The organism is Agrobacterium sp. CMT1, from assembly GCF_037203725.1.
Taxonomy (GTDB): Bacteria; Pseudomonadota; Alphaproteobacteria; order Rhizobiales; family Rhizobiaceae; genus Agrobacterium; species Agrobacterium pusense.
On record NZ_JBBCAR010000018.1, the window covers coordinates 95922 to 122723 of the forward strand.

General features: G+C 59.6%; 27 protein-coding genes. 7 read left to right on the forward strand and 20 right to left on the reverse strand.

Going from position 1 to position 26802, the window contains the following annotated elements:
• Positions 1-14: 14 nt before the first annotated feature.
• The 15 genes from WA845_RS21675 to sdhC all read right to left on the reverse strand — a co-directional run bounded on the left by WA845_RS21675 (position 15) and on the right by sdhC (position 16428).
• A complete protein-coding gene (locus WA845_RS21675; RefSeq protein WP_112553196.1) occupies positions 15-515 on the reverse strand; it encodes a cytochrome b/b6 domain-containing protein in 501 nt (166 codons plus the stop codon).
• 127 nt (positions 516-642) lie between these two features.
• On the reverse strand, positions 643-2049 hold the full coding sequence (gene lpdA / locus WA845_RS21680; protein ID WP_004443790.1) for a dihydrolipoyl dehydrogenase: 1407 nt from the start codon (positions 2047-2049) through the stop codon (positions 643-645).
• Positions 2050-2115: 66 nt separating this feature from the next.
• Entirely contained in the window at positions 2116-2757 is a 642-nt protein-coding gene (locus WA845_RS21685; protein ID WP_112553194.1) for a LysE family transporter, read from the reverse strand.
• Between the two features lie 13 nt (positions 2758-2770).
• Positions 2771-3184 (reverse strand): MAPEG family protein, encoded by a 414-nt coding sequence (locus WA845_RS21690; protein ID WP_004443796.1) that lies wholly within the window; start codon positions 3182-3184, stop codon positions 2771-2773.
• A gap of 70 nt (positions 3185-3254) precedes the next feature.
• Complete coding sequence (gene odhB, locus WA845_RS21695) at positions 3255-4481, reverse strand: 2-oxoglutarate dehydrogenase complex dihydrolipoyllysine-residue succinyltransferase (protein ID WP_337322573.1); 1227 nt, start codon at positions 4479-4481, stop codon at positions 3255-3257.
• Between the two features lie 53 nt (positions 4482-4534).
• On the reverse strand, positions 4535-7531 hold the full coding sequence (locus WA845_RS21700; protein ID WP_004443801.1) for a 2-oxoglutarate dehydrogenase E1 component: 2997 nt from the start codon (positions 7529-7531) through the stop codon (positions 4535-4537).
• 176 nt (positions 7532-7707) lie between these two features.
• A complete protein-coding gene (gene sucD / locus WA845_RS21705; RefSeq protein ID WP_006698231.1) occupies positions 7708-8610 on the reverse strand; it encodes a succinate--CoA ligase subunit alpha in 903 nt (300 codons plus the stop codon).
• 17 nt (positions 8611-8627) lie between these two features.
• A complete protein-coding gene (sucC, locus tag WA845_RS21710) occupies positions 8628-9821 on the reverse strand; it encodes an ADP-forming succinate--CoA ligase subunit beta (RefSeq protein ID WP_006698232.1) in 1194 nt (397 codons plus the stop codon).
• Positions 9822-9854: 33 nt separating this feature from the next.
• Positions 9855-10817 (reverse strand): malate dehydrogenase, encoded by a 963-nt coding sequence (gene mdh / locus WA845_RS21715; protein ID WP_004443804.1) that lies wholly within the window; start codon positions 10815-10817, stop codon positions 9855-9857.
• Positions 10818-10995: 178 nt separating this feature from the next.
• Positions 10996-12159 (reverse strand): cell division protein ZapE, encoded by a 1164-nt coding sequence (gene zapE, locus WA845_RS21720; protein WP_004443806.1) that lies wholly within the window; start codon positions 12157-12159, stop codon positions 10996-10998.
• A gap of 92 nt (positions 12160-12251) precedes the next feature.
• Positions 12252-12794, reverse strand: coding sequence for a protease inhibitor Inh/omp19 family protein (locus tag WA845_RS21725; protein ID WP_004443808.1), 543 nt, complete (start codon positions 12792-12794; stop codon positions 12252-12254).
• 204 nt (positions 12795-12998) lie between these two features.
• Positions 12999-13778: a succinate dehydrogenase iron-sulfur subunit gene (locus tag WA845_RS21730; protein ID WP_004443810.1), complete on the reverse strand. Its 780-nt coding sequence runs from the start codon at positions 13776-13778 to the stop codon at positions 12999-13001.
• Positions 13779-13793: 15 nt separating this feature from the next.
• On the reverse strand, positions 13794-15635 hold the full coding sequence (gene sdhA / locus WA845_RS21735) for a succinate dehydrogenase flavoprotein subunit (RefSeq protein WP_137069004.1): 1842 nt from the start codon (positions 15633-15635) through the stop codon (positions 13794-13796).
• A gap of 7 nt (positions 15636-15642) precedes the next feature.
• A complete protein-coding gene (gene sdhD, locus WA845_RS21740) occupies positions 15643-16023 on the reverse strand; it encodes a succinate dehydrogenase, hydrophobic membrane anchor protein (protein WP_004443814.1) in 381 nt (126 codons plus the stop codon).
• A gap of 12 nt (positions 16024-16035) precedes the next feature.
• Positions 16036-16428: a succinate dehydrogenase, cytochrome b556 subunit gene (sdhC, locus tag WA845_RS21745; protein ID WP_004443817.1), complete on the reverse strand. Its 393-nt coding sequence runs from the start codon at positions 16426-16428 to the stop codon at positions 16036-16038.
• Between the two features lie 306 nt (positions 16429-16734).
• Between sdhC and WA845_RS21750 the strand changes: the two genes are divergently transcribed.
• On the forward strand, positions 16735-17103 hold the full coding sequence (locus WA845_RS21750) for a hypothetical protein (RefSeq protein ID WP_162719103.1): 369 nt from the start codon (positions 16735-16737) through the stop codon (positions 17101-17103).
• Here the strand turns inward: WA845_RS21750 and WA845_RS21755 are convergent, their stop codons facing one another.
• The 5 genes from WA845_RS21755 to tsaD are packed head-to-tail and all read right to left on the reverse strand — an operon-like array spanning position 17104 to position 20597.
• The gene (locus tag WA845_RS21755) at positions 17104-17748 is read right to left on the reverse strand and encodes a class I SAM-dependent methyltransferase (RefSeq protein WP_112553186.1); all 645 of its coding nucleotides are present in this window, start codon (positions 17746-17748) and stop codon (positions 17104-17106) included. It abuts the gene before it with no gap.
• 7 nt (positions 17749-17755) lie between these two features.
• Complete coding sequence (locus WA845_RS21760; RefSeq protein WP_004443825.1) at positions 17756-18199, reverse strand: EVE domain-containing protein; 444 nt, start codon at positions 18197-18199, stop codon at positions 17756-17758.
• Between the two features lie 6 nt (positions 18200-18205).
• A complete protein-coding gene (locus WA845_RS21765; RefSeq protein WP_004443827.1) occupies positions 18206-18499 on the reverse strand; it encodes a YciI-like protein in 294 nt (97 codons plus the stop codon).
• Between the two features lie 17 nt (positions 18500-18516).
• The gene (locus WA845_RS21770; protein ID WP_112553184.1) at positions 18517-19500 is read right to left on the reverse strand and encodes an NAD(P)H-dependent glycerol-3-phosphate dehydrogenase; all 984 of its coding nucleotides are present in this window, start codon (positions 19498-19500) and stop codon (positions 18517-18519) included.
• Positions 19500-20597 (reverse strand): tRNA (adenosine(37)-N6)-threonylcarbamoyltransferase complex transferase subunit TsaD, encoded by a 1098-nt coding sequence (tsaD, locus tag WA845_RS21775; protein WP_022556946.1) that lies wholly within the window; start codon positions 20595-20597, stop codon positions 19500-19502. Before tsaD ends, WA845_RS21770 begins: the two co-directional genes overlap by 1 nt.
• A gap of 73 nt (positions 20598-20670) precedes the next feature.
• Here tsaD and hemC point away from each other — a divergent pair, with 73 nt between their 5' ends.
• The 6 genes from hemC to WA845_RS21805 all read left to right on the forward strand — a co-directional run bounded on the left by hemC (position 20671) and on the right by WA845_RS21805 (position 26709).
• The gene (gene hemC, locus WA845_RS21780; protein WP_006698237.1) at positions 20671-21600 is read left to right on the forward strand and encodes a hydroxymethylbilane synthase; all 930 of its coding nucleotides are present in this window, start codon (positions 20671-20673) and stop codon (positions 21598-21600) included.
• A gap of 4 nt (positions 21601-21604) precedes the next feature.
• Positions 21605-22345: a uroporphyrinogen-III synthase gene (locus WA845_RS21785; protein ID WP_112553182.1), complete on the forward strand. Its 741-nt coding sequence runs from the start codon at positions 21605-21607 to the stop codon at positions 22343-22345.
• A gap of 73 nt (positions 22346-22418) precedes the next feature.
• Positions 22419-23864 (forward strand): COG4223 family protein, encoded by a 1446-nt coding sequence (locus WA845_RS21790; protein WP_337322574.1) that lies wholly within the window; start codon positions 22419-22421, stop codon positions 23862-23864.
• A gap of 4 nt (positions 23865-23868) precedes the next feature.
• Complete coding sequence (locus WA845_RS21795; RefSeq protein WP_112553178.1) at positions 23869-25485, forward strand: heme biosynthesis HemY N-terminal domain-containing protein; 1617 nt, start codon at positions 23869-23871, stop codon at positions 25483-25485.
• Between the two features lie 14 nt (positions 25486-25499).
• On the forward strand, positions 25500-25988 hold the full coding sequence (locus tag WA845_RS21800) for a tellurite resistance TerB family protein (protein WP_004443844.1): 489 nt from the start codon (positions 25500-25502) through the stop codon (positions 25986-25988).
• Entirely contained in the window at positions 25978-26709 is a 732-nt protein-coding gene (locus WA845_RS21805) for a glutamine amidotransferase (RefSeq protein WP_042936033.1), read from the forward strand. Before WA845_RS21800 ends, WA845_RS21805 begins: the two co-directional genes overlap by 11 nt.
• Positions 26710-26802 lie beyond the last annotated feature (93 nt).

Below are 26802 nucleotides of genomic sequence, written 5' to 3' on the forward strand. Positions count from 1 at the left end.
TGACAAACCGCCGCTCAGCCGTGTGTCATGCGCCGGAGGAGACTGGTGCGCCAATAGAACTGGTGAACAAGGACAGCCGCGACATGGCCCGCGATCAAAACCCACATCAGCACCTTGAACGGGCCGGAGTGCAGCTCTCCTGCCGCGCCTACGCCAAAGTAATAGGCGGCGATGCCAGAGAGTGGCAGGATGAAGAACAGCGCGTAAAGCGTAAAATGCGCCACCTTGGCGGCAATCTGCGCGACACGCGGCTCCTCAGGCGGATGTGGCGGAACGCCCTGGATCAGCCGCAGACAGAAGCGCAGTACCGCAAGAAACAGCACGGCGAAGCCGACATAGGCATGGATATTGGCAGAAGAAATCTGATCTGGCGTCACTGTTTCGCCCCGCCGCATCAGCCGGTAGGCATGGGCCATGGCATCGGGAAACAAGAGGTTGAAGAAAATCAGAAGCGCCATTGTCCAATGGATGACACGCTGCGGAATGGAGAAGGAAACTTGAGTGGAATGCGCCATTTTATTGCCTTTTATCAAAAGGTTAGACAGGCTTTAGCGCGAGTATGAGAAACCCCGGCCTGCATGGCAAGCCGGGGTTCAGCAGATGACGGAAATTTAATATTCGAGCGTCGGGCTCAAACGCCGATCACATGTGGATCGGCTTGAAGAACGTTGCCAGCGCCGCTTCCTTCACGGCTTCCGACATGGTCGGGTGCGCATGGCAGGTACGGCCGAGATCTTCCGAGGAACCGCCAAACTCCATCAGTACGGTGATCTCGTGGATCATTTCGCCAGCGCCGAAGCCGACAATGTGACCGCCGAGAACCCGGTCGGTTTCCTTGTCGGCAAGGATCTTCACGAAACCATCCGTCACCTGCATGGCGCGGGCGCGGCCATTGGCGGTGAAGGGGAACTTGCCAACCTTGTAAGCGACGCCGGCGGCCTTGAGTTCCTCTTCGGTCTTGCCGACGGAAGCCACTTCCGGCTGCGTGTAAACGACTGCCGGAATGACGTCGTAATTCACGTGACCGCGCTGGCCGGCAAGGATTTCCGCAAGCGCAACACCCTCGTCTTCCGCTTTGTGCGCCAGCATCGGGCCCTTCACCACGTCGCCGATCGCATAGATGCCATCGACATTGGTCTTGTAGTGGCCGTCGATTTCAACGCGGCCACGGCTGTCGAGCACGACACCAGCTTCGGCAAGGCCGAGACCTTCGGTGTAGGGCTTGCGGCCGGTGGAGATCAGCACGACGTTTGCTTCCAGCGTTTCGGCAGCGCCGCCCTTGACCGGCTCGAACACGACCTTGGCGCCGGCAGCGGTTTTTTCAACAGCCGTTACCTTTGCGCCGAGCTTGAAATCGAGGCCCTGCTTGGCGAGCAGACGCTGCGCCTGCTTGGAAACCTCGGCATCCATGCCGCCGAGAATGTTGTCGAGATATTCGACGACGGTAACCTTGGCGCCGAGACGCGACCAGACCGAACCGAGTTCAAGGCCGATGACGCCGCCGCCGACAACGATCAGCTTTTCCGGAACCTTGGAGAGAGCGATTGCGCCGGTGGAGGACACGATGACGCTTTCATCGATATCAACCTGAACACCCGGAATGCCGGCAACGTCAGAACCCGTGGCGATGACGATATTCTTTGCTTCGATTTCCTGTGTCTCGCCCTTGTCGTTGGTGACGGAAACCTTGCCGGCCGACACAACCTTGCCGGTGCCCTGGAAAGCATCGATCTTGTTCTTCTTGAACAGGAAGGCAACGCCATCGACATTGGCCTTCACCACGCCGTCCTTGTGACCCATCATCTTTTCAAGGTTCAGCTTGGGCGCTGCAACTTCGATGCCGAGCGAGTCGACACCATGGGCAACATGTGCGAAGGTTTCGGACGCGTGCAGCAGCGCCTTGGAGGGAATGCAGCCGACATTGAGGCAGGTGCCGCCATAGGTCGCGCGCTTTTCGATGACAGCGACCTTGAGGCCCAGCTGCGCCGCCTTGACCGCGCAAACATAACCGCCGGGGCCGGTGCCGATTACAACTACATCATATGCCATGTTCTGGTTCCTGCTTTATAGGGGCAAGATATCGGATCATTGCCCAGCTTCCGTTTGACCTGAAACTCAGGCCGCTTTTTCCGTTGCGAGTTTTATACCGAGGGCGATGAAAACCACCCCGCTGGTGCGGTCGATCCATTGGCTGGCGCGCTGAAACGCGGCGCGCATTCGTGGTGTCGTCATGAACAGGCTGACGCCAACGAACCAAAGGATGAGGCAGCTTGCCATGACGAGACCGTATCCGAATTTGATGCCAACGGGCGTGTGGGCGTGAACCACCGTCGAAAAGATCGACAGGAAGAAAAACACCGGCTTGGGGTTGAGTGCATTGGCCGCAAAACCGAGCGTAAACGCCTTCAGCGCCGTCTGACTGCTTTTCGCCTGAACGCCTTCACCTTCGGCAGCGGGCAATTCGGTCTTGCCAGCGCGCAGCGCCTTGATGCCGATATAAATCAGATAGGCGACACCCAGCCATTCGACGATGTTGAAGAGATAGATCGACTGGGAAATGATCAGGCCAAGGCCGAGGATCGTATAGGTGACATGGAACATCAGCGATGTCCCGACGCCGAAGCTGGTGATGATGGCCTGCTTGCGCCCATGCACCATCGCCTGACGCATGACCATGGCGAGATCGGCGCCAGGCGACACGATCGCGAAGGAGAAAATCGCCATCAGGGATGCAAGTTCGATGAGATATTGATGCATCGTAAAGCAGCCTTCAGAACATCAGCACGAAAAACATGAGTGCCAGCCCGAGCATCGACCCCAGCCAGACGAAAGACCGTATATAGGGGACGCCCGCCAGATAGAGCGGAATGTAGATCACCCGGCAGATCAGCCAGATCCAGGCGCCAGTGAGCGCCAGACCGGCAGGATCACCCGCCATGATGACCCCGAAAGCGAGCGCCAGAAAAGCCGGGTATGTTTCCCGGAAATTCGCAGACGCGCGTGACGCACGGCCGGAAAGCCTGCCCTGCTGCTCTCGGCTGCCATCCCTCGGGCCGGCATTCCATTCAAGCCCGAATTCCTTGGTCGCCGTCATCCCCTGCAACATGACGTGCACGACGAGGAGAAGGACGCTCAGACCGACAAGCGGCAAAAAAGGCGAGGCGGCTAGAAATGTCGGCTGCACGTCTGCTCTCCCTGTTAGACTTCCAGCGGGACTTCACTTGAAGCCCCGCTGAAACGAAAAGCAAGAGCGATTAGAGATCAAGAACCAGACGTTCCGGATCCTCGAGGCTTTCCTTGACGCGAACGAGGAAGGTCACGGCTTCCTTGCCGTCAACGATACGGTGATCGTAGGAGAGCGCCAGATACATCATCGGGCGAATGACGACCTGACCGCCGATGGCGACCGGACGCTCCTGGATCTTGTGCATGCCGAGAATACCCGACTGCGGTGCATTGAGGATTGGCGAAGACATCAGCGAGCCGTAAACGCCACCATTGGTGATGGTGAAGGTGCCGCCCTGCATGTCGGCCATGCCGAGCGAACCATCGCGCGCCGCCTTCGCAAGACGGCCGAGTTCCTTTTCGACGCCGGCGATGGAAAGCTGGTCGGCATCGCGGATGACCGGAACGACAAGACCCTTGTCCGTGCCGACAGCCATGCCGACGTGACAATAGTTCTTGTAGATGATGTCCGTGCCGTCGATTTCGGCGTTGACGGCAGGCAGTTCCTTCAGCGCGTGGGTCACGGCCTTGGTGAAGAAGCCCATGAAGCCGAGCTTGACGCCATGCTTTTTCTCGAACACGTCCTTGTAACGGTTACGCAGGTCCATAACCGCGCTCATGTCCACTTCGTTGTAAGTGGTGAGCATGGCGGCGGTGTTCTGCGCGTCCTTGAGGCGCTTGGCGATGGTCTGACGCAGGCGCGTCATCTTCACACGCTCTTCGCGAACCTGATCCTGTTCGGCGGAAACCGGACGCGGTGCAGCAGCAGGAGCCGGAGCGGCCGGAGCCGAAACGCCCTTGGCGACAGCAGCGAGCACATCGCCCTTCAGCACCTGGCCACGCTTGCCGGAACCGTCGACCTGATCGGCAGACAGGTTGTTTTCAGCAAGCAGCTTGCCAGCGGCAGGTGCCGGCGGCATGGCGCTGGCGGCGGAAGCAGCGGGGGCCGGAGCGGCGGCCGCGGCAGCAGCAGCCTTTGCCGGTTCGGCAGCCGGTGCGGAGGTCGCAGCGCCGGCAGCACCTTCGGCGATCTGGCCGAGAAGCGCGTCGAGCCCAACGGTCTCGCCGTTCTGCGCAACGATTTCAGTCAGAACGCCAGAGGCAGGCGCCGGGACTTCGACGGTAACCTTGTCGGTTTCCAGTTCAACGAGAGGTTCGTCGGCCTTGACGATGTCGCCGACCTTCTTGAACCAGGTGCCGACGGTCGCTTCGCTGACGGATTCGCCGAGGGTTGGTACGCGGATTTCAGTGGCCATGATCTAGTTCCGTTATTCAGGTGTCTTTTTTGCGGGGCGATGCGGGAGAGTTCTCACTCTCCCAGCGCGTCTTCCAGAAACGCAGCAAGCTGCGCCAGATGCTTGGACATCAGGCCGGTCGCCGGAGAGGCGGCAGCCGGACGGCCCGTGTAACGGACCTTCTGGTACTTGGCGTCGATATGCGCCAGGACCCATTCCAGGTAAGGGTCGATAAACGACCACGCACCCATGTTCTTCGGCTCTTCCTGGCACCAGACCATCTCCGCATTGCGGAAGCGCGACAGCTCGTTGATGAGCGCCTTGGCCGGGAACGGATAGAGCTGTTCGATACGCAGCAGATAGATATCGTCGATGCCGCGCTTCTCACGTTCTTCCAGCAGATCATAATAGACCTTGCCCGTGCACATGACGACACGGCGGATTTTCGAATCCTTCTGCAGCTTGATCGGGCCGTCCTTGATGACTTCAGCATCGTCCCACAGGAGACGGTGGAAGGAGGACTCGCCTGCAAGCTCGGCCAGCGAAGAGGTGGCGCGCTTGTGACGCAGCAGCGACTTCGGCGTCATCAGGATCAGCGGCTTGCGGAAGTCGCGCTTCACCTGGCGGCGCAGGATGTGGAAATAGTTTGCCGGCGTCGTGCAGTTGGCAACCTGCATGTTGTCTTCCGCGCACATCTGCAGCCAGCGCTCCAGACGGGCGGACGAATGTTCCGGACCCTGGCCTTCGTAACCATGCGGCAGCAGGCAGACCAGACCGGACATGCGCAGCCACTTGCGTTCACCCGACGAGATGAACTGGTCGAACACCACCTGTGCGCCGTTGGCGAAGTCGCCAAACTGGGCTTCCCAGAGCGTCAGCGCATTCGGACGGGCGAGCGAGTAGCCATATTCAAAACCAAGGACGGCTTCTTCCGAAAGCATCGAGTTGATGACTTCGTAACGGGCCTGCGTCGGCGCGAGGTTCGCGAGCGGGATGTAACGCTCTTCGGTTTCCTGATCGTAGAGAACCGAATGGCGCTGCGAGAAGGTGCCGCGTTCGCAATCCTGACCGGAGAGGCGGATCTTGTGGCCTTCGACGGCGAGCGAACCGAAAGCAAGCGCTTCCGCCATCGCCCAATCGATGCCTTCGCCGGTCTCGACCATCTGCGAGCGGTTTTCCATGAAACGCTGGATCGTTCGGTGGGCGTTGAAACCCTCGGGAATGGTCGACAGTTTCTTGCCGATTTCCTTCAGCTGCTTCATCGGCACGCCGGTCTTGCCGCGACGCTGCTCATCCGCATTGTCGGCGGCACGCAGGCCGGACCACTGACCGTCCAGCCAGTCGGCCTTGTTCGGCTTGTAGGACTGCCCCGCCTCGAATTCCTGCTCGAGATGGGCGCGCCAGTCGGCCTTCATCTTCTCGAATTCGCCTTCGCTGAGCAGGCCTTCGGCGATCAGACGGTCGGCATAGATGCGCGCGACGGTCTTGTGGCCGCGGATGACCTTGTACATCTTCGGCTGCGTGAACGCCGGCTCGTCGCCTTCGTTGTGGCCGAAGCGGCGGTAGCAGAACATGTCCACGACGACGGGCTTGTGGAACTTCATGCGGTATTCGGTGGCAACCTTGGCCGCATAGGTCACAGCTTCCGGATCGTCACCGTTGACGTGGAAGATCGGCGCTTCGATCATCTTGGCGACGTCGGACGGATAGGGCGACGAACGGGAGAAGGCCGGGTTCGTCGTAAAGCCGATCTGGTTGTTGATGATGAAGTGCATGGTACCGGCAACGCGGTGACCGCGCAGGCCGGAGAGGCCGAGAATTTCAGCAACCACGCCCTGGCCCGCAAAAGCGGCATCGCCGTGCAGAAGCAGCGGCAGAACCTTGGCGCGCTCGGAAAGCGGAATGACATCGCCTTCCCACACCTTGGCCAGCTGGTCCTGCTTGGCACGGGCCTTGCCCATGACGACAGGGTTGACGATTTCAAGATGCGACGGGTTGGCCGTCAGCGACAGGTGAACCTTGTTGCCGTCGAACTCGCGGTCCGAGGAGGCACCAAGGTGATACTTCACGTCACCCGAACCTTCGACGTCGTCTGGCTTGAACGAACCACCCTTGAACTCGTGAAATACGGCGCGGTGCGGCTTGCCCATGACGTTGGTCAGAACGTTCAGGCGGCCGCGGTGGGCCATGCCGAGAACGACTTCTTCGAGACCTTCCTGGCCGCCGCGCTTGATGATCTGCTCGAGCGCCGGGATCAGCGATTCGCCGCCATCGAGGCCGAAACGCTTGGTGCCCTTGAAACGCACGTCGAGGAACTGCTCATAACCTTCGGCTTCGACCAGCTTTGACAGAATGGCCTTCTTGCCTTCGGCCGTGAAGGCAACGCCCTTGTCCGGACCTTCGATGCGCTCCTGAATCCAGGCCTTCTCTTCCGGGCTGGACATGTGCATGAATTCGACGCCGATAGTGGAGCAATAGGTGCGCTCCAGAATATCGATCATCTCGCGCACGGTCGCATATTCGAGGCCGAGCACGTTATCGATGAAAATCTTGCGGTCGTAATCACTTTCTTCAAAGCCGTAGGACTTCGGCGAAAGCTCGTTATAGTCCTCGACGGCAACGGCAATACCGAGCGGATCGAGCTTGGCATGCAGGTGGCCGCGCATGCGGTAGGCGCGGATCATCATGATGGCGCGAACGCTGTCACGGGTCGCCTGCAGCACTTCGGCTTCGCTGACCGGCTTGCCGGTATCGGCGCTCTTGGCCTCAGCCTTTGCCTGAACCTTCTTTTCGATGGCCTTTTCGACCGTGGCCCAGTTGCCATCAAGTGCGGAAACCAGGTCGCCATTTGCCGGGATCGGCCAGTTGGCACGCTTCCAGGAGGCGCCCTTGGCCGCCTTCTTCACATCTTCCGGATTATCGGACAGTGCCTTGAAGAAGCTCTGCCACTCCGGCGACACGGAAGAGGGGTCCTCTTCGTACCGGGCATAGAGCTGCTCGATATAGGCTGCATTCGCGCCGTCCAGAAACGACGTGATCTGAAACTGCTCGTTCGCTTCTTGCCTTGCCATTGTGTTCTTGCGGACTTGTCCGTCCGCCTCCTCGATGCCGTTAGGGCCGTTCGACCGGCCTGCCGCTTTGATTATTGCTGTCTGCCGCCGGGGCGGTATGCCGTCTGTTTGTCTTCTTGCGGCATCGGGCAGCGCGAGCTTGAAGCCGCGCCGCCCGTTACCGGTTTCATGTGGTCTCAGCCCTTGAGGACTTCAACCAGCGTCTTGCCGAGGCGCGCCGGGGAAGGCGAAACCTTGATGCCCGCTGCTTCCATGGCAGCGATCTTGGATTCCGCATCGCCCTTGCCGCCGGAAACGACAGCACCGGCGTGGCCCATGGTGCGGCCCTTCGGAGCCGTGCGGCCTGCGATAAAGCCGGCCATCGGCTTCTTGCGGCCCTTCTTGGCTTCGTCGATCAGGAACTGCGCCGCATCTTCTTCAGCCGAACCGCCAATTTCGCCGATCATGATGATCGACTGCGTGGCGTCGTCAGCGAGGAACATTTCCAAGACGTCGATGAACTCGGTGCCCTTGACCGGGTCGCCGCCGATGCCGACAGCCGTCGTCTGGCCGAGGCCTTCGTTGGACGTCTGGAACACGGCTTCATAGGTCAGCGTGCCGGAGCGCGATACGATACCGACCGAACCCTTGCGGAAAATGGAGCCCGGCATGATGCCGATCTTGCATTCTTCCGGCGTCAGGATGCCGGGGCAGTTCGGGCCGAGCAGGCGGGACTTCGAACGGTCGAGGCGAGCCTTGACGCGGACCATGTCCATGACCGGGATGCCTTCGGTGATGCAGGTGATGAACGGAATTTCCGCATCGATGGCTTCGATGATCGCGTCTGCTGCACCTGCCGGCGGAACATAGATCACGGATGCATCTGCACCGGTCTTTTCCTTGGCTTCGGCAACCGTTGCGAAGATCGGCAGGGTTTCGCCCTTGGAACCGGTCCAGGTTTCGCCACCCTTCTTCGGATGAATGCCGCCGACCATCTGCGTGCCGTAATAGGCAAGCGCCTGTTCGGTGTGGAAGGTACCGGTCTTGCCGGTCAGACCCTGAACGAGGATCTTGGTGTCTTTATTAACGAGAATAGACATTATTTCCAGTCCCTCAATTAGCCGTTGATCGCCGCGACGATCTTCTTGGCTGCGTCGTCCAGATCGTCAGCAGCCGTAATCGCAAGGCCCGATTCGTTCAGAAGCTTCTTGCCAAGTTCGACGTTGGTGCCTTCGAGGCGAACAACGAGCGGAACCTGCAGACCGACTTCCTTCACCGCGGCGATAACGCCCTCGGCGATAACGTCGCACTTCATGATGCCACCGAAGATGTTGACGAGGATGCCCTCGACCTTCGGGTCGGCAGTGATGATCTTGAAAGCTGCCGCAACCTTCTCCTTGCCGGCGCCGCCGCCGACGTCGCAGAAGTTTGCCGGCTCTTTGCCGTAAAGCTTAATGATGTCCATCGTCGCCATGGCAAGGCCAGCGCCGTTGACCATGCAGCCGATGTTGCCGTCGAGCGCCACGTAAGCGAGGTCCCACTTGGAGGCTTCGATTTCCTTGGCGTCTTCTTCGGTTTCGTCGCGCAGCGCCTTGACGTCGTCATGGCGGAACATGGCGTTGCCGTCGAAGGAAACCTTGGCGTCGAGAACGCGCAGATGGCCATTTTCCATGACGATCAGCGGGTTGATCTCGAGAAGAGCCATGTCCTTCTCGCTGAAGGCCTTGTAGAGGATCGGGAAGAGCGACTTGGCATCTTCGGCAGCAATGCCGTCGAGCTCAAGCGCCTTGGAGATCGCAGCAACGTCGGCATCGGAAACGCCCTTCTCAGGGTTGATGGCGATGGTGTGGATCTTTTCAGGCGTGTCGTGGGCGACGGCTTCGATGTCCATGCCGCCTTCGGTGGAAACCACGAAGGCAACCTGGCCCACCGAACGGTCTACCAGCAGCGAGCAATAGAGTTCGCGAGCGATATCAGCGCCGTCTTCGATGTAGAGGCGGTTGACCTGCTTGCCGGCATCGCCCGTCTGCGCCGTTACCAGCGTGTTGCCGAGCATGTCCTTGGCGTGGGAAACGACTTCTTCAATGGACTTGGCCAGACGAACGCCGCCCTTGGCGTCCGGGCCGAGTTCCTTGAACTTGCCCTTGCCGCGGCCGCCAGCATGGATCTGGCTCTTGACGACATAGAGCGGGCCCGGAAGCTGCTTTGCGGCAGCTTCGGCTTCTTCGACCTTGAGAATGGCAACGCCTTCGGCAACCGGCGCGCCGTAGCCCTTCAGAAGAGCCTTGGCCTGATATTCGTGAATATTCATGGAATAATCCCTGTTTGGAACCGCTTGAAGTTGTTACTTCAGCGACGGAGCGATGTTGATGCAGGCTTCGCAGAGACCAGCGACAGCGCCGACGGACTTCTGGAAGGCAGCTTCTTCTTCCTTGTTGAGTTCGATCTCGATGATGCGCTCGATACCGCCTGCACCGATGATGGTGGGAACGCCGACATACATGTCGTCTACGCCATACTGGCCCGAAAGGTGGGCAGCGGCGGGCAGAACGCGCTTCTTGTCCTTGAGGTAGGATTCAGCCATCTCGATTGCCGAGGCAGCCGGGGCGTAATAGGCCGAGCCGGTCTTCAAGAGACCAACGATTTCGGCGCCGCCGTCACGGGTGCGCTGGATGATCTCTTCGAGACGCTCGGCCGTCAGCCAGCCCATCTTTACGAGATCGGTCAGCGGAACGCCAGCAACGGTGGAGTAACGGGCGAGCGGCACCATGGTGTCGCCGTGGCCGCCGAGAACGAAGGCGGTGACGTCTTCAACCGAAACGTTGAACTCTTCGGCGAGGAAGAGGCGGAAACGCGCGCTGTCGAGAACGCCGGCCATGCCGACGACCTTGTTCTTCGGCAGGCCGGAGAACTTCTGCAGCGCCCAGACCATGGCGTCGAGCGGATTGGTGATGCAGATGACGAAAGCGTTCGGCGCGTATTTTTTGATGCCGGCGCCGACCTGTTCCATGACCTTGAGGTTGATGCCGAGAAGATCGTCGCGGCTCATGCCGGGCTTGCGGGCAACACCAGCGGTGACGATGCACACGTCAGCGCCTTCGATGGCAGCGTAATCGGATGCGCCGGTGAGCTTTGCATTGAAGCCTTCAACCGGGCCGGACTGGGCAATATCCAGGCCCTTGCCCTGCGGGATGCCGTCAGCAATATCGAAGAGGACGATATCGCCCAGTTCCTTCAGGCTGGCCAGATGCGCCAGCGTGCCGCCGATCATGCCAGAACCAATAAGTGCAATCTTTTTGCGAGCCATCGAATGCTTCCTCTTGAGCTTCAATTCAATTTCACCGCGCCAAACCGGCAGCCAAATTGTCGCACTCCGATTAGACCCATTGGCCAAAATAGGCAACAGATTCTTTTCTGCTGAGTATTTTCAATCGTTTAGATCAATATTTTCTTACGTAAACGTAAGAAAATGCGTCACGAAAGTGTCAAACTTTCTGCCGTTTTTCTTGATGAAGCGCCAGATAATCGGCGCTACGCATTTCAAACAGACGCGAGGCGGTGCGATCGAACTCGAAACCTTCCGTTCCCTTGCGTTTGCCGAGCAGATCTTCCGGCATCGCTGCCGCCGACGCGAACAGCCTGACGCTGTGATCATAAAGCGCGTCGATGAGGATGATGAAACGCTTGGTTTCGTTCCGCTTGTCCGCGTTCAAAAATGGAATGTGGTCGATGAAGACCGTGTCGAAACGATTGGCGATGGCAAGGAAGTCGGAAGCCCCGAGCGGCTTCTCGCAAAGGTCGGAAAAGGAAAAACGCGCCACACGGCCGCTGGCGCGCGGCACCAGGATGGAACGACCCTTCATGGGTATCTCGGTTGGCGCAACAAGGTGCCCGCCGGTCATGTGCCGCCACGCCATATCCATCGCCTGATCGGCCGCGCCATCAAGCGGCGTCACATAGACCGGCAGGCTTTCCAGCTTCTCCATCCGATAATCGGTGGGACTGTCCAGCGTCACCACCTCCACATGCTTCTTCAGCAGCTCGACAAAGGGCAGGAACAGGCCGCGATTGAGACCATCCTTGTAGAGATTGTCCGGAACGACATTGGAGGTCGTCACCAACGTGCAGCCATTGGCGAAGAGCTCGCTGAATAGCCGCGCGAGGATCATCGCATCAGCAATATCCGTCACGGTGAATTCATCGAAACACAGGAGTTCGGCCTCCGCCAGAAGCTGGGCGGCGACAGGCGGAATCGGATCGGCCTGTTTGGTCTCGCCATTCTTCAGCTTCTGCCGGTGCGCATGCACACGATTATGCACATCCGCCATGAATTCATGAAAATGGCAACGCCGCTTGGAAGAAACGGGCGCCATTTCGTAAAACATGTCCATCAGCATCGTCTTGCCGCGGCCGACGCTGCCATAGACATAAAGCCCTTTCACCGTCGTTGCTGGACCGGCCTTGCGTGCGAACATCCAGCCGAGCGCGCTCTTCTTCTTGGCAGGCTTGCGGGCCTTCAGATCGGCGAGAATTCTGTCGAGATGGGCCGCCACACCAAGCTGGGCGGCATCGGCCTGCAAGGTGCCAGCTGCCGTCAATGCGTTGAGCTGTTCAACGACACTATGATTGTAATCAGGCAATGGCTTCATGAAAAGACGCCCCGGTCGCGGATGCAGCACAGAACCCGCGACGAATGGAATGGCTTAGAGCAGAATGAACGTTCCGGCTGCACCGGAACGACTCATCGGCTGAGGCTGAGCGGCTGCCCGCTATTGGTCGTGCCGTCGAAGCGTGCGTCTGCGCTCTTGTAGACGCGGCCGATAGTGTCACCCGAGCGATTCTTGAAGACGACCATCTTGCCGGATACTTCCCAGGACCCCATCGCCGTCAGCTCGCCGGAGCAACCACGCGTGCCGCCACGCGATCCGCTGCCCAGATTGGTGAGCGTCAGGAACATATCGCAATTGGCCCCGCCATTAGAAACGCGCCAGTTGCCGACCATGGATTCCTTGGTCACATCGAGAGCTGTTGCCGGTGGAGCAGCGGATGCAACATTGGTGCCGCCGGGTGTCGCCGAAGCAGGCGCCGACGGGAACTGGCTGCCGTTGGCACCACCGGGCGGCGGCAGGGCGCCAGACTGAACGGAGGGCACCGGCTGCGCCTGCAGGGGCGGCGTATAACCGGGATTGTTGCTGGCGTTGTTGTTGTAATCGTAGGAGGTACGTTGGCAACCGGCAAGGCTCATCACAACCGCAAGGCCCGTCACCACATATCTGAATTGCATATCAAGCTCCCGATTCTCTCGCTTCCGGAAAGACGATGATCAAACAAGAAGGCTGAATTATTACCAAAGCCTTATCTTGCGCAAGCGATGGCCGGGATAATTACCATTTCGGTCAATTTTTACCGAATTTTCCCACGCCGGGTTGAAAAAAGGGCCACGGTCGAGACCGCGGCCCGATAAATCTCTGTGGTAGGCGATTCGTCCTCAGACGCGGCGCTCAACCATCATCTTCTTGATTTCCGCAATCGCCTTGGCCGGGTTCAAGCCCTTCGGGCAAGCCTGCGCGCAGTTCATGATCGTATGGCAGCGATAGAGACGGAACGGGTCCTCGAGATTGTCGAGACGCTCGCCGGTCGCCTCATCGCGGCTGTCGATCAGCCAGCGATAGGCCTGCAGCAGAACGGCCGGACCCAGATAACGGTCGCCATTCCACCAGTAGCTGGGACAGGACGTGGAGCAGCAGGCGCAGAGAATGCACTCATAAAGACCGTCCAGCTTCAGGCGATCCTCATGGCTCTGCTTCCATTCCTTGGCGGGTGTGGGCGAAACCGTCTTCAGCCAGGGCTCGATCGAGCGGTGCTGGGCGTAGAAGTTCGAAAGGTCAGGAACAAGGTCCTTCACGACAGGCATATGCGGCAGCGGATAAACCTTCACCGTGCCGTTGATCTCGTCCATGCCCTTGGTGCAGGCGAGCGTATTGGTGCCGTCGATGTTCATCGCGCAGGAACCGCAGATGCCTTCGCGGCAGGAGCGGCGCAGCGTCAGCGTCGGGTCGATGTTGTTCTTGATGTAAAGAAGCGCATCGAGAACCATCGGTCCGCAATCATCGACATCAATATAGAAAGTGTCGATGCGCGGGTTCTGGCCGTCATCCGGGTTCCAGCGATAGACGCGGTATTCGCGCACATTCTTGGCACCATCCGGCTTCGGCCAGACCTTGCCTTCGTTGATCTGGGAATTCTTGGGGAGAGCAAGTTCAACCATATCCAGTTCCTCAAATCAGTAGACACGCGCCTTCGGCTCGATCTTTTTCGGATCGATGCCGTCGGCGATCAGGTCGGTGTGAACCGGGCGATAGTCGAGCTTCACGTCGCCTTCGGGGCTGACCCAGGCAAGCGTATGCTTGCGCCAGTTCACGTCGTCGCGACCACCGAACGGACCGTCGACGAAATCCTCGCGGGCATGCGAACCGCGGCTTTCCTTGCGCGCTTCCGCGCCGTAGACCGTGGTGATGGCATTGGCCATGAGGTTATGCAACTCGAGCGTTTCGACCAGATCGGAATTCCAGACCATCGAACGGTCGGTGACCTTGACGTCGGGCAGTTCCTTCCAGATCTCCGAGAGACGGCGGCAGCCGCTTTCGAGCGATTCCTGCGTGCGGAACACGGCCGCATCGTCCTGCATGGCGCGCTGCATCTTATCACGCAGCACCGCCGTCGGCGTCGAGCCGTTGGCATAACGCAGGCTGTCAAAGCGTTCCATGATCCTGTCGCAGGCAGCCGTATCGAGAGCGGGAATCGCCTCGTCACGATTGATGACCTGAGCGGCGCGGATGGCGGCGGCACGACCGAAGACCACAAGGTCGATCAGCGAGTTGGAGCCAAGACGGTTGGCGCCGTGAACCGAGGCGCAACCGGCTTCGCCGACCGCCATCAGGCCGGGCGCGATGCGTTCCGGGTTGTTGGCATCGGCGTTCAGCACTTCACCCCAATAGTTGGTCGGAATGCCGCCCATGTTGTAGTGAACCGTCGGCAGGACCGGGATCGGCTCGCGGGTCACGTCAACGCCGGCGAAGATCTTCGCGCTTTCGGAAATACCCGGAAGACGCTCATGCAGGATCGCAGGATCGAGATGATCGAGATGCAGGAAGATGTGGTCCTTGTTCTTGCCGACGCCGCGGCCTTCACGGATTTCCATCGTCATGCAGCGCGAGACAACGTCACGCGAGGCAAGGTCCTTTGCCGAAGGTGCATAACGCTCCATGAAGCGTTCGCCTTCGGAGTTGACGAGATAGCCGCCTTCGCCGCGCGCGCCTTCGGTGATGAGGCAGCCCGCGCCATAAATACCGGTCGGGTGGAACTGCACGAATTCCATGTCCTGAAGCGGCAGGCCCGCACGGGCGATCATGCCGCCGCCGTCGCCGGTGCAGGTGTGGGCAGACGTCGCCGAGAAATAGGCGCGGCCGTAACCGCCGGTCGCCAGAACGACCATCTTGGCAGCGAAGCGGTGGATCGTGCCGTCATCGAGGTTCCAGGCAACGACGCCAGTGCAGCGGCCATCCGGCGCCATGATGAGGTCGAGCGCGAAATATTCGATGAAGAATTCCGCATTGTTGCGCAGCGACTGGCCATAAAGCGTGTGCAGAATGGCGTGACCGGTACGGTCGGCGGCGGCACAGGTGCGCTGCACCGGTGGGCCTTCACCGTAATTCTGCATGTGGCCGCCGAAGGGGCGCTGGTAGATCTTGCCTTCTTCGTTACGCGAGAAAGGCACGCCGTAATGCTCCAGCTCATAGACCGCCTTCGGCGCTTCCATGGCGAGATATTGCATCGCGTCGACATCGCCCAACCAGTCGGAGCCCTTTACGGTGTCGTAAAGGTGCCACTGCCAACAGTCGGGCGTCATATTGGTGAGAGATGCGGCGATGCCGCCCTGCGCTGCGACGGTGTGGGAGCGCGTCGGGAAAACCTTGGTGATGCAGGCGGTCTTGAAACCCTGTTCGGCCATGCCGAGTGTAGCGCGCAGACCGGCGCCGCCGGCGCCTACCACGATCACGTCATAGGAGTGATCGACATAGGTGTAGGCCTTGCCATTCTGGGAAGGTGAACTGATCGAAGCCATGACGAACTTATCCTACGAATGCGATTTTCAGGATGGCGAAGACAGACAGGCCACCGATGAGGATCGCGAAAAATGTGTTCAGCATCAGAAGAACGAGCTTCGGAACTTCGGCGTGAATGTAGTCTTCGATGATGACCTGCATGCCGAGCTTCATGTGGATGAGACCGGAGACCAGCACCAGAGCCATGATGACAGCGACGAGCGGGTTGGAAAGCGCAGCGACGACTTCCGGATAGGGCGCGCCGGCATATTTGATCAGAAAGACAACGAAAAAGGTCAGCAACGGAATGTTCGAAACGGCCGTCAGGCGCTGACGCCAGAAATGGTCGGTGCCTTCCTTGGCGGAGCCGAGACCGCGAACCTTCCCGAGAGGTGTACGCATATCCATGTAAGTATCTCCTCAGCGCACGATCAGGACGATGACCCAGATCAGCGCGGTCAGACAGATAGACGCCACGAAGGAGGCCTTTGCCAGCTTGGTGGTGAAGTGCTTCTCGAAGCCGTGCCCGAGGTCCCACATCAGGTGGCGCAGGCCGCCGATCATGTGGTGAACCAGCGCCCAGGTGTAGCCGACGAGAACGATCTTGCCGATGATGGTGCCCATCGCCCAGCTGACCCAGTCATAATAAGCTGGACCGGATGCCAGCGCGATAAGCCACCAGGCGACCAGGAGCGTACCGAAATAGAGCGCGCCACCGGTTACGCGGTGGATGATGGAGGCCACCATCGTTGGAATCGGTTTGTAAATTTGAAGATGCGGCGACAGAGGCCGGTTATTTGTCACATTCGCCATCAGAACCTCGCGGCGTTTTCCCGTGCGTCCACAAGACAGGACGCCCCCAAGCAACAGCACATGACGAAAGAATGTGCATTGCACCAACCGCGACGTTTAATCACATGGGCGCATCACCACAAGCACATTTCATGGCGGATTCCAATTTAATCGATTGGTTCGCGACTTTTTTTTGGAATTTTTTTGCATGAAAATAAAAAATCGAGCGTTTCCAAGATTTACGCCCTCAAAATATTTACCTTTACGTAATTCCGAAAAGGTGTAATTTACGATTGGTTAACTCAAAAAAACCGGAGCATGAAGCTCATGTTACAGTACCGAATCGTTGCCTTGGTCATGATCGTTTCAGGCGGGATTTCAACTTACGCGCTGCCCTCTTTGGCGGGCGATTTTCATAGTCGGAATTCCTATCGTCACAGTCAATCGCAAGTCAGCTTTTCAACCGACGGCCTGCCGTCCACGCTGCCTGGGGGCACCTATGTCGGAAGCATTTCCGCGCTAAGAGTTCGAGGCAACGGCAATTATTTCGCGACTGGCAGCGGAATATCGCCGCAGATTGCCACGACCGGACCCCGTTTATTGCCGGCGCCCAGAGCAAAAATCATTACCGTGAATACCGATAATGCGGATGATGCCTGCGTTTACCAGCACGGTGTCTGCATTATTCGCCCCTGATCAGAGGAAGCGCCAGACGATGGTCTTCTTCACTTCGCTGTCTTCCAGCGCACGGCTGACGGTAACCTGATAGGTCGCGAGGGCCTCAAGACGCTGTTTCGGCAGGTACGCCCTGCCTGGATCTCCAACGAGAACGCTGACGCCCCGGTCAGTCAGGTTTATAAACCATGGCACGAGGAGATCCGCGAAGGCCCGGTCGTAAAAGACATCTCCTGCCAGCAGGACATCAGCCTCAATGGCGCGGCCGATCAGATCGGCATGGGTAAAGCCGATATCAACCCCATTCAGGCCTGCATTCATACGAACAGCCGTTTCCGTCCACGGATCTATATCGGCGGCAAGCACGGTTGCAGCACCGGCCTTTGCAGCAGCTATGGCAACCAACCCGGAGCCGCTGGCAAAATCCACCACACGCTTGCCGCTTACGCTTTCCGTGTGATCGAGCACATAACGGGCAAGACCCTGCCCGCCGGCCCAGGCAAAAGCCCAGAAAGGCGGCGGCAAGCCAATCTGCTCCAGTTCCTCTTCCGTCTTCAGCCAGAGCTCATGCGCTTCGGTCGCGAGATGAAGGGAGAGTTCCGGCACATGAGGCGGATGCATGATGCCGGTATTGTCGAGGATGAAGCGTTCGGGATCGGTCCTCACCGACGCTTCAATCCGGGGATTTCGGAGGATTTGCGAGCCCGCCCATGCGGCAGACCTCAAGATACTCCTCTTCCGTCACCGGCTGCACGGAAAGCCGCATGGAGGTGACAAGCGACATATTCGCCAGCTTCGGATTGGCCTTAACATCCTTTAGCGAAACCGGCTGCGGCATATCGCAGACGGCGCGGATGTCGACACAATCCCACTTCAAATCACCTTCGGCGGTCGAGTCCGGATGCGACAACGCACAGACTTCGACGATGCCGACAACATCCAGTCCCTCATTGGAGTGGTAAAAGAAGCCCTTGTCGCCAATCTTCATGGCGCGCATGTTGTTGCGCGCCTGATAATTGCGCACGCCGGTCCACTCTTCGCCCGCCTCGCCCTTGGCCTTCTGCATTTCCCAGGACCATTTGAACGGCTCGGACTTGTAAAGCCAATAATTCGCCATGCCCGCTCAAGCTCCCGGATTGTTGAAGACCCAGTTATAGGGCTTCACGTCCACGCTTTCGAACAGGCCAGCCTTTGCATAGGGATCGGCTTCGGCAAGAGCCTTGGCCGCATCGATATCGGCGGCTTCAACGATGACGAGGCTGCCATTCGGCTTGCCTTCGGCATCGAGAAAAGGCCCGGCGATCTTCAGCGTGCCCTCGGAATTGAGCCTGTTCAGATGCTCCAGATGCGCCGGGCGCGTTTCCATGCGCACGTTCAGGTGGCCGGGCTTGTCCTTGCAGATAAAAGCGAACAGCATTTTCGTCTCCTTATGCCTTATTCGGTTGTGATGGGCCGTGTCATCAATTGTTGCATGGCGCTCGCCACATCCAGATTTCCGTCGATGATAGCGGCCACCGCTTCGGTAACCGGCATGTCCACGGTGTGACTTTCTCCCAGCCGGGCGGCGACGGCAGCCGCAAAGGCACCCTCTACCAGCCCGCCGGACATGTCCTTGCCATTACCGCGGCCAAGCGCGATGCCGAAACGCAGGTTGCGCGACTGGTGGCTAGTGGCGGTCAGCACCAGATCGCCAAGACCGGAGAGGCCGCGTACCGTATCGGCCTTGCCGCCCATGGCAACGATGAGACGCGACATTTCGGCAAGCCCGCGCGATATCAGCGCCGCCCGGGCGGAATCGCCAAGGCCCGCGCCTTCAACGATGCCGGCGGCAATGGCGAGGATATTTTTCAGTGCGCCGCCAAGCTGCACGCCGATGCGGTCTGTCGAGGCATAAAGCCGGAAGGTCTTGCCGGAGATCGTAGTCGCAAGCCGCTCGGCTATTGTTGCATCTTCCGCCGCAATCGCCATGGCTGTCGGTAGACCTCGCGCAATATCGGCCGCGAAGCCCGGACCGGAGAGAACCGCGATCGGATGACGGGGCAATTCCGCTTCCAGAAGTTCCGTGAGCAGCCGACCGGAACTCCGGTCGATACCTTTCGCGCAGGTAACGACGATCGAGTCATTAGCCAGATAAGGACCATAATGACGAGCCGCATCGGCATGAGCCTGCGAAGGCATCGCAAAGAGGACGATGCCGGCACTGGTCAGAACATCCGGCTCGGCGGAAAATTCAAGCACATCCGGCAGTTCGACGCCAGGCAGCGCCGCCTCATGTACGCGGTCGCTCCTGAGGTCGGCCATCAGGGATGGATCGCGGCCGAGCAGGATCACGTCGTGCCGGTTTTCCAGCGCGATGACGACGGCAAGCGCAGTTCCGAAGGCGCCAGCGCCGATGACGACGATTTTCTCCCGCTGCATCAGGCCTTGGCTCCCCTTTTACCGAAACCGATCAATGTCTCCGCACTGCCGTCGAGCGGCCAGCGCGAGCGCGGCGGGATTTCCAGCGGATCGGCTTCTCGGCCGTCGGCCATTCGCTCCAGCCCGGCCCATGCGATCATGGCCGCATTATCGGTGCAGAGCCGCTGCGGCGGCGCAACGAAACGAAAGCCATGAGTATCGCAAAGCGACTGCAGCGTCTGGCGGATTTGCTGATTGGCCGCAACGCCGCCTGCGACGACCAGGGCAGGCTGGGTTTCCATATGCGGAAACTCCTGCTTGAAACGGGCAAGACCACGGCCAATCCGGTCCTTGAGTGTGCGTGAGACCGCTTTCTGGAACGATGCGCAGATATCGGCAATGTCCTGCTCGGACAGCGGCGCGATCGCGGTCGCCGCCTGCCGTACCGCCGTTTTCAGGCCGGAAAAGGAAAAATCGAGCCTGGTCTCGCCGACCATCGGACGAGGAAGCGGAAAGCGGTCGGGATCGCCCTTTGCCGCCGCCTTCTCAACCGCAGGGCCCCCGGGATAGGGCAGGCCGAGAAGTTTCGCGGTCTTGTCGAAGGCCTCGCCGAGCGCATCATCGATGGTGGTGCCCCAGCGCTCATAATCGCCAACGCCACGCACCAGCACCAGCTGAGTATGGCCACCGGACACGAGCAGCATCAGATAGGGAAAAGATAGACCATCGGTGAGGCGCGCCGTCAGTGCATGTCCTTCCAGATGGTTGATCGCATAAAGCGGCTTGCCTGCTGCTTTTGCGATGGCCTTGCCCGTCATCAGGCCCACCAGCAGGCCGCCGATCAGCCCGGGGCCGGAGGTAGCAGCAACGGCATCGACGTCGGCAAGGGTCACGCCCGCCTGCTCCAGCGCTTCTTCCACGAGCGTATCCAGCGCCTCGACATGGGCCCGTGCGGCAATTTCCGGCACCACACCGCCATAGGCGCTGTGTTCCTCAAGCTGCGACAAAACGACGTCGGAGACGATCTCGCCGCGCCCATCCGCATGCCGAACCACAATGGATGCAGCGGTTTCGTCACAGCTTGTCTCTATGCCGAGGATACGAAGAAAGGGGGTCATCACATCTGTTCGTTCATTGCGATCATGCGCGGAGTTGGTCTAAGACAACTCCGGTAACAATGGATAGACGCGGATGCAAACAAAACCTTTCCGAATCGGCACGCGCGGCAGCCCGCTGGCGCTCGCGCAGGCTTATGAGACGCGCAACCGGCTGATGGCGGCGCATGGTCTGCCGGAAGACATGTTCGAAATTGTCGTGCTATCCACCAAGGGCGACAGGATAACCGATCGCGCCTTGTCCGAAATCGGCGGCAAGGGCCTGTTCACCGAAGAGCTTGAAAGCCAGCTCCTGTCAGGCGAACTCGATATGGCCGTGCATTCCTCAAAGGACATGCCGACCGTTTTGCCGCAAGGCCTTTATCTGTCCGCCTTCCTGCCGCGTGAAGACATACGCGACGCCTTCATCGGCCGCACCGCGCCGAAGCTGCTCGAACTGCCGCATGGCGCCGTGGTCGGCTCCGCGTCCCTGCGTCGCCAGGCGCTGATCCGTCGCCTGCGGCCGGATCTGAGCGTGATCATTTTTCGCGGTCAGGTCGATACAAGGCTGCGTAAGCTGGAGGAAGGCCAGGCGGACGCGACACTTCTTGCCCTTGCCGGCCTGAAGCGGCTCGGAAAGGACAATGTTCCGACGGAAATTCTTGACCCGAAGGAATTCCCTCCTGCTCCAGCCCAAGGCGCAATCGGCGTGGAAAGCCGCATCGGCGATACGCGCATGGACGAACTGCTCGCGCCCATAAACGACAGGCCCACTCATGATTCAGTGAGCTGTGAGCGCGCCTTTCTGGCGGCGCTTGACGGCTCCTGCCGCACGCCGATTGCCGGTTATGCCACCTGTGACGGCGAGGAACTGCATTTTTACGGCCTCATCCTCACCCCCGATGGCCAGACGAGCCATGGCATCGAAATCTCTGGCAACCGCAGGGATGCGGCGAGACTGGGCCAACAGGCCGGCGAAGAGGTACGCGCCAAGGCAGGCAGCAGTTTCTTCGAAGGCTGGGGCTGAGCCAATGCGGATCGTCGTCACCCGGCCGCAGCGTTCGGGCGAAAGGACGGCCGCAAAACTCGAAGCGCTCGGCCACACGCCGGCGCTACTGCCGCTGTTCTATCCCGTCCATCATCACGAGCGCGCCATCTCGGCGCTGTCGCACCCAATGGCGGCCATCGCCGTGACCAGCGCAGAGGCTTTGCGGGCACTGGAGACATCACTAGACCGGCTGGTTCCCAATCTGTCAAAACCGCTGTTCGCCGTCGGAAGGGCAACGGCTGAAGCGGCGGAAAAAATCGGTTTCAAACACATTCTCACCGCTTCCGGCGACGCCGTAAGTCTGAACGCGCTGATGACTGAACGCGCGGCCCTGTTTTCCGAGAAAGAACCCCTGCTTTATCTCGCCGGTCGACCCCGTGGCGCCGTCTTCGAGGAAGGCCTTGCCGCCGCCGGCATTGCCTTCAAAACGGTCGACTGTTACGAGATGCTGCCCTGCGACGTTCCTGAAACTGTGCTCGAAACGGCCCTGGTGAAAAACGCGGCGGATGTGGTCCTGCTTTATTCATCGGAAGCGGCGCGGGCATTTTTCCGTCATGTATCGACGGAAACATACGAAAAGGCGTTGGCGAGAACACAATTCATCTGCATCAGCCGCAACGTGTTTTCTCTCGTTCCGGAAATCTTCCGCGTCAACGCGGTTGCTGCCAAAGAGCCGAGCGAGGCTGCAATGTTTGAACTTCTGCACCGCAACTCTGGAACCTAATTCGAGCTCGCCTCTTTCCTTTGCCGCCGTCACTGACTAGGTTTAGAGTACTGCAGGCAGAAATGAGGTTGTCATGGTATCGGGAAAGCCGCCACGCCACTCCAAGTCCAAAGCCGAACCGGTCACGATCGACCTGGACGCCAAAGACGTGAAAGCAGTTTCCGCCGACGTGGATGCCGCCGAGACCGACAAAAAGCCCGGTGACAAAACCCCGGAGACCGCGGCGGATTCCGCAGTTTCGGATATCAGATCGGAAGCAACCGCAACAGGCAATGCCGCACCGATATGGGATCAGCCAAAGAGACCCCCTCTCGAGCCCGAGCCCAATGTCGGGAAAGCGGACGCCGTGGCGGCGACACCGAAGGCGGAGAACCTGGATAACGGACAGAAAGCGCCTGTCACGCCCTCCCCCGCTCCGGCTCAAACCGATACTAAATCTTCGACAGGCACCGCCCAGACGAGCGCTGCCGCTGCTGCAACAGCAAAGCCTGCCTCCGGATCCACAGCCTCCACCAGCGCATCCGGCGGCGCCACCACGGCAAAGCCTTCGACCGCGACCTCGTCCTCAGGACCGGCAAAGCCCTCCATACCGCAGCGGGTCGATAGCAAACAGGCGGCGACCTCGGGCCTGATCGCGGCAGGTATCGTCGGCGGCCTTGTGGCGCTCGCCGCCGCCGGCAGCATGCAATATGCAGGCATCCTGCCCTCCTTTAATGCGGGCAAGGCGGGAAGCGAGGAAATCGCTGCCCTTAAAACCGATCTGGACAGCTTGCGCCAGCAGCTTGCCAATGCGCCAGCCTCCGACACCTCGGCGCTGGAACAGCGCATCGCAACCCTTGAAGGCGTGAAGGGGGAGGCCTCGCAGGTCGATGGGCTGTTAGAGAAAGTCACCGCCCTCGAAGCGGCTCTCCAGTCGGAACGGTCTGCGCAGACTTCGGCGACAGCGGAACTGACACGCCGTCTCGCTGACGCTGAAGCCAAGATCAACGAGCCGCGCGACGATATCGAAGTCGCCCGCGCTATAGCATCGGCCGCGCTGAAGGCCGCGATCGATCGCGGTGGACCGTTCCTGACGGAACTGGATACCCTGTCCAAGGTAACGCCCGACGATCCGGCCATCGCATCGCTGCAATCCTTCGCCGCAACCGGCGTACCATCACGCTCGGAGCTGATGCAGAAGTTCCCCGATGTCGCCAATGCGATGCTCTCAGCCATAAACCAGCCTGACCCCAATCAGGGCATCATGGAACGCCTGACCGAAAGCGCCTTTTCGCTGGTGAAGGTGCGACCCGTCGGAAACATCGAAGGCGAAACCCCCGAAGCCAGGATCGCACGCATGGAAAACAAGCTGCGCAATGGCGATCTTCAGGGCGCGGCACTTGAGTGGAACGGTCTTCCGGATGCCGCCAAGACGGCATCCGCTGATTACAAGAAATCTCTGGATGCGCGCGTCGAGGTCGAAAATCTGGTGGGCAGCACGTTGAACCGCGCCATCACCAGCACCGGCAGGCAGGGGTAAGGGCATGACCAGAATTCTGACTTTCGCCGTTATCGTTCTGGCCCTCGGTTTCGGTTTCTCCTGGCTGGCTGACAGGCCGGGCGTCCTTTCCATCGTCTGGCAAGGTCAGCTGATCGAAATGAGCCTGATGGTCGCAGCCTCCATCATCGCGGCGCTCATCGCTGCTGCCATGTTGCTCTGGTGGATCGTCAACGCCGTATGGACTTCGCCTAATGCCGCCCGTCGTTATTTCCGCGCGCGCAAGCGCGACCGCGGTTATCAGGCGCTCTCCACTGGCCTCATCGCCGCTGGCGCTGGCAATGCCATTCTTGCACGGAAGATGACGGCCCGCACGCAGGGACTACTGAGTGCCGATCAGGAGCCGCTAATTCACCTGCTCGATGCACAGGCCGATCTCATCGAAGGCAAATATGATGAGGCGCGCCGTAAGTTCGAGGCCATGGCGCGTGATCCCGAAACGCGTGAACTCGGCCTTCGCGGCCTCTATATCGAGGCACGTCGTCAGGGCGCTTACGAAGCCGCCCAGCAATATGCCGAGGACGCCGCGGAAAAAGCACCCTATCTGCCATGGGCGGCACAGGCGACGCTGGAAAACCGATGCCGCAATGGGCAGTGGGACGATGCCATCCGTCTGCTTGATCAGCAGAAGGCGGCCAGCGTCATCGAACGCGGCGAGGCGGAGCGGCTGAAAGCCGTGCTTCTCACTGCCAAGGCCGGCGAGAAACTGGAAAGCGACCCGGTAGGTGCGCGCGAGGACGCGAAGCACGCTCTCAAGCTTGCAAAAGGCCTCGTCCCGGCAGCGCTTATCGCGGCAAAGTCCTACCTGCGCGAAGACAATCTGCGCAAGGCCGCCGCGATTCTTGAACCCGTCTGGAAAAACGATCCGCATCCGCAGATCGCCGAACTTTACGTACGCGCCCGCAGCGGCGATACCGCCATCGACCGTCTGAAGCGGGCAGAGCGGCTTGAAAGTCTGAAGCCCAACAACATCGAATCCCTGTTTGCAGTGGCGCAGGCGGCGCTCGACGCCAAGGAATTCGCCAAGGCCCGGGCGAAGGCCGAGACCGCCGCCCGGATCGATCCGCGCGAAAGCATCTTCCTCTTGATGGCCGATATCGAGGACGCCGAAACCGGGGATCAGGGCCGTGTGCGCTACTGGATGGCGCAGGCACTGCGCGCGCCGCGTGATCCGGCATGGGTCGCCGACGGTATCGTCTCTGAAAAATGGCTGCCGGTCTCGCCTGTCACGGGTCGTCTCGATGCCTTCGAATGGAAAGCGCCTTTCGGGCAGCTGGAAGGCCCTGTTGAAGATCTGACAATCGAAAACGCGATTGCCGCAGCACCCGCAAGGACCGAACCGACGGTAAAGACGGTCGTCGTGGAAACCGCGCCCGAGACCCGTGCGGAGCCAAAGCAGGCTTCGGCTGAGCCCATAGAGGTAAAACCGAGTGTTTCGGCTCCGACGGAGAAAAAGCCCGTCACGATCGAAGCGCCGGTGGAAACCGAAGCGGCGAATGAAAAGGCCGAAGCAGTGCCCTTTTTCGGCGGTGCGCCGGATGATCCGGGTGTGAAGAAATCCGGCGCGGAAGCCGAACCCAAGACACGGCTCAAACTCTTCTGACGAGCAGGCTATCGATGTTCCAGCAAATACAGTCGTTTATTCAGAACCTCGTCGGCCCGCAGGCAGGTGATTTCAGTCCCGATGATCTGAGGGTGGCGGTAGCCGCCCTCTGTTTCCAGGTCATGGAAGCCGATGGCACCATCTCGAAAAGCGAGCGTGATCGTCTTCGCGAAATTCTGCATGAATATTATCATCTCGATGGCGGAAAGCTTGATGCCCTGCTCGCCGCCGGCCAGGAGGCCGGCAAGGAAGCCGTCGATTATTACCGCTTTACCACCGATATCCGTCGCCACCTGGATGAAGATCAGCGCGTGGAGCTTATTGGCATATTATGGGATATTGTTTACGCTGACGGCGAACGAAGCGAGATGGAAGACCATGTGATCTGGCGTGTCGCGGATCTGCTGGGTGTTTCCGTGCGCGACAGGGTCCTGCAACGTCAGCAGGCTGCCACGAGGTCCGGACCCGCTGAAGAAAGCGAAAACGAAGACGATGCTGTTTGACCCCTCCAGGCAACAGAAACAACAACCTTCACTGCTCATCGTCCTGCATCAGGAACGCTCCACGCCCGGTCGCGTCGGCCAGATGCTGGTGGAAAAAGGGTATCGTCTGGATATAAGGCGTCCCGCGCTCGGCGATGACCTGCCACAGACGCTGGAAAAACACGCCGGAGCCATCATTTTCGGCGGCCCGATGAGCGCCAATGATCCGCATGATTATGTCAAAGCCGAAATCGACTGGCTGAAAGTGCCGCTGAAGGAAAACAAGCCTTTTCTCGGCATCTGTCTCGGTGCGCAGATGTTGTCCAAACATTTGGGCGGCAGGGTGGAAGCCGACAGGGACGGCAAGGTGGAGATTGGCTGGTATCCGCTCCATGCCACCGAACATGGGCGGCTTCTGATGCCGCACTGGCCGAAGATGGTCTATCACTTCCATCGCGAAGGCTTTGAGCTGCCGCGTGGAGCCGAACTTCTGGCATCGGGCGAAACCTACCCCAATCAGGCCTATCGATATGGAAAAAATGCCTGGGGCCTGCAGTTTCACGCCGAGCTGACCCGTGCCATGATGCATAGCTGGGTGGTGCGCGGCGCGCAGCGTTTCGGCATGCCCAATGCCCAGGTGGGCAGCCAGCATCTGGAAGGCCGCATGCTGTTCGATACGCCGCTCAGGGCATGGCTCAGCAATTTTCTCGATCTGGTTTTTGAGGGCAAGGCGCAGCGCTAGAGCATTTCCGGTAAAGGTGCGCTGCGGTGTTACGTCCGGAAAATCCGTGAAGACAAAAAGTTGGATCGTTTTTGCGCTTCGAAGAAAAGCCAA

What these genes read in the sequence shown, in the direction of transcription:
- WA845_RS21675 (WP_112553196.1), bottom strand. Translation starts at nt 515, where the DNA reads ATGGCGCATTCCACTCAAGTTTCCTTCTCCATTCCGCAGCGTGTCATC.
- lpdA (WP_004443790.1), bottom strand. Translation starts at nt 2,049, where the DNA reads ATGGCATATGATGTAGTTGTAATCGGCACCGGCCCCGGCGGTTATGTT.
- WA845_RS21685 (WP_112553194.1), bottom strand. Translation starts at nt 2,757, where the DNA reads ATGCATCAATATCTCATCGAACTTGCATCCCTGATGGCGATTTTCTCC.
- odhB (WP_337322573.1), bottom strand. Translation starts at nt 4,481, where the DNA reads ATGGCCACTGAAATCCGCGTACCAACCCTCGGCGAATCCGTCAGCGAA.
- WA845_RS21700 (WP_004443801.1), bottom strand. Translation starts at nt 7,531, where the DNA reads ATGGCAAGGCAAGAAGCGAACGAGCAGTTTCAGATCACGTCGTTTCTG.
- sucD (WP_006698231.1), bottom strand. Translation starts at nt 8,610, where the DNA reads ATGTCTATTCTCGTTAATAAAGACACCAAGATCCTCGTTCAGGGTCTG.
- sucC (WP_006698232.1), bottom strand. Translation starts at nt 9,821, where the DNA reads ATGAATATTCACGAATATCAGGCCAAGGCTCTTCTGAAGGGCTACGGC.
- mdh (WP_004443804.1), bottom strand. Translation starts at nt 10,817, where the DNA reads ATGGCTCGCAAAAAGATTGCACTTATTGGTTCTGGCATGATCGGCGGC.
- zapE (WP_004443806.1), bottom strand. Translation starts at nt 12,159, where the DNA reads ATGAAGCCATTGCCTGATTACAATCATAGTGTCGTTGAACAGCTCAAC.
- WA845_RS21725 (WP_004443808.1), bottom strand. Translation starts at nt 12,794, where the DNA reads ATGCAATTCAGATATGTGGTGACGGGCCTTGCGGTTGTGATGAGCCTT.
- WA845_RS21730 (WP_004443810.1), bottom strand. Translation starts at nt 13,778, where the DNA reads ATGGTTGAACTTGCTCTCCCCAAGAATTCCCAGATCAACGAAGGCAAG.
- sdhA (WP_137069004.1), bottom strand. Translation starts at nt 15,635, where the DNA reads ATGGCTTCGATCAGTTCACCTTCCCAGAATGGCAAGGCCTACACCTAT.
- sdhD (WP_004443814.1), bottom strand. Translation starts at nt 16,023, where the DNA reads ATGGATATGCGTACACCTCTCGGGAAGGTTCGCGGTCTCGGCTCCGCC.
- sdhC (WP_004443817.1), bottom strand. Translation starts at nt 16,428, where the DNA reads ATGGCGAATGTGACAAATAACCGGCCTCTGTCGCCGCATCTTCAAATT.
- WA845_RS21750 (WP_162719103.1), top strand. Translation starts at nt 16,735, where the DNA reads ATGTTACAGTACCGAATCGTTGCCTTGGTCATGATCGTTTCAGGCGGG.
- WA845_RS21760 (WP_004443825.1), bottom strand. Translation starts at nt 18,199, where the DNA reads ATGGCGAATTATTGGCTTTACAAGTCCGAGCCGTTCAAATGGTCCTGG.
- WA845_RS21765 (WP_004443827.1), bottom strand. Translation starts at nt 18,499, where the DNA reads ATGCTGTTCGCTTTTATCTGCAAGGACAAGCCCGGCCACCTGAACGTG.
- WA845_RS21770 (WP_112553184.1), bottom strand. Translation starts at nt 19,500, where the DNA reads ATGCAGCGGGAGAAAATCGTCGTCATCGGCGCTGGCGCCTTCGGAACT.
- tsaD (WP_022556946.1), bottom strand. Translation starts at nt 20,597, where the DNA reads ATGACCCCCTTTCTTCGTATCCTCGGCATAGAGACAAGCTGTGACGAA.
- hemC (WP_006698237.1), top strand. Translation starts at nt 20,671, where the DNA reads ATGCAAACAAAACCTTTCCGAATCGGCACGCGCGGCAGCCCGCTGGCG.
- WA845_RS21785 (WP_112553182.1), top strand. Translation starts at nt 21,605, where the DNA reads ATGCGGATCGTCGTCACCCGGCCGCAGCGTTCGGGCGAAAGGACGGCC.
- WA845_RS21790 (WP_337322574.1), top strand. Translation starts at nt 22,419, where the DNA reads ATGGTATCGGGAAAGCCGCCACGCCACTCCAAGTCCAAAGCCGAACCG.
- WA845_RS21795 (WP_112553178.1), top strand. Translation starts at nt 23,869, where the DNA reads ATGACCAGAATTCTGACTTTCGCCGTTATCGTTCTGGCCCTCGGTTTC.
- WA845_RS21800 (WP_004443844.1), top strand. Translation starts at nt 25,500, where the DNA reads ATGTTCCAGCAAATACAGTCGTTTATTCAGAACCTCGTCGGCCCGCAG.
- WA845_RS21805 (WP_042936033.1), top strand. Translation starts at nt 25,978, where the DNA reads ATGCTGTTTGACCCCTCCAGGCAACAGAAACAACAACCTTCACTGCTC.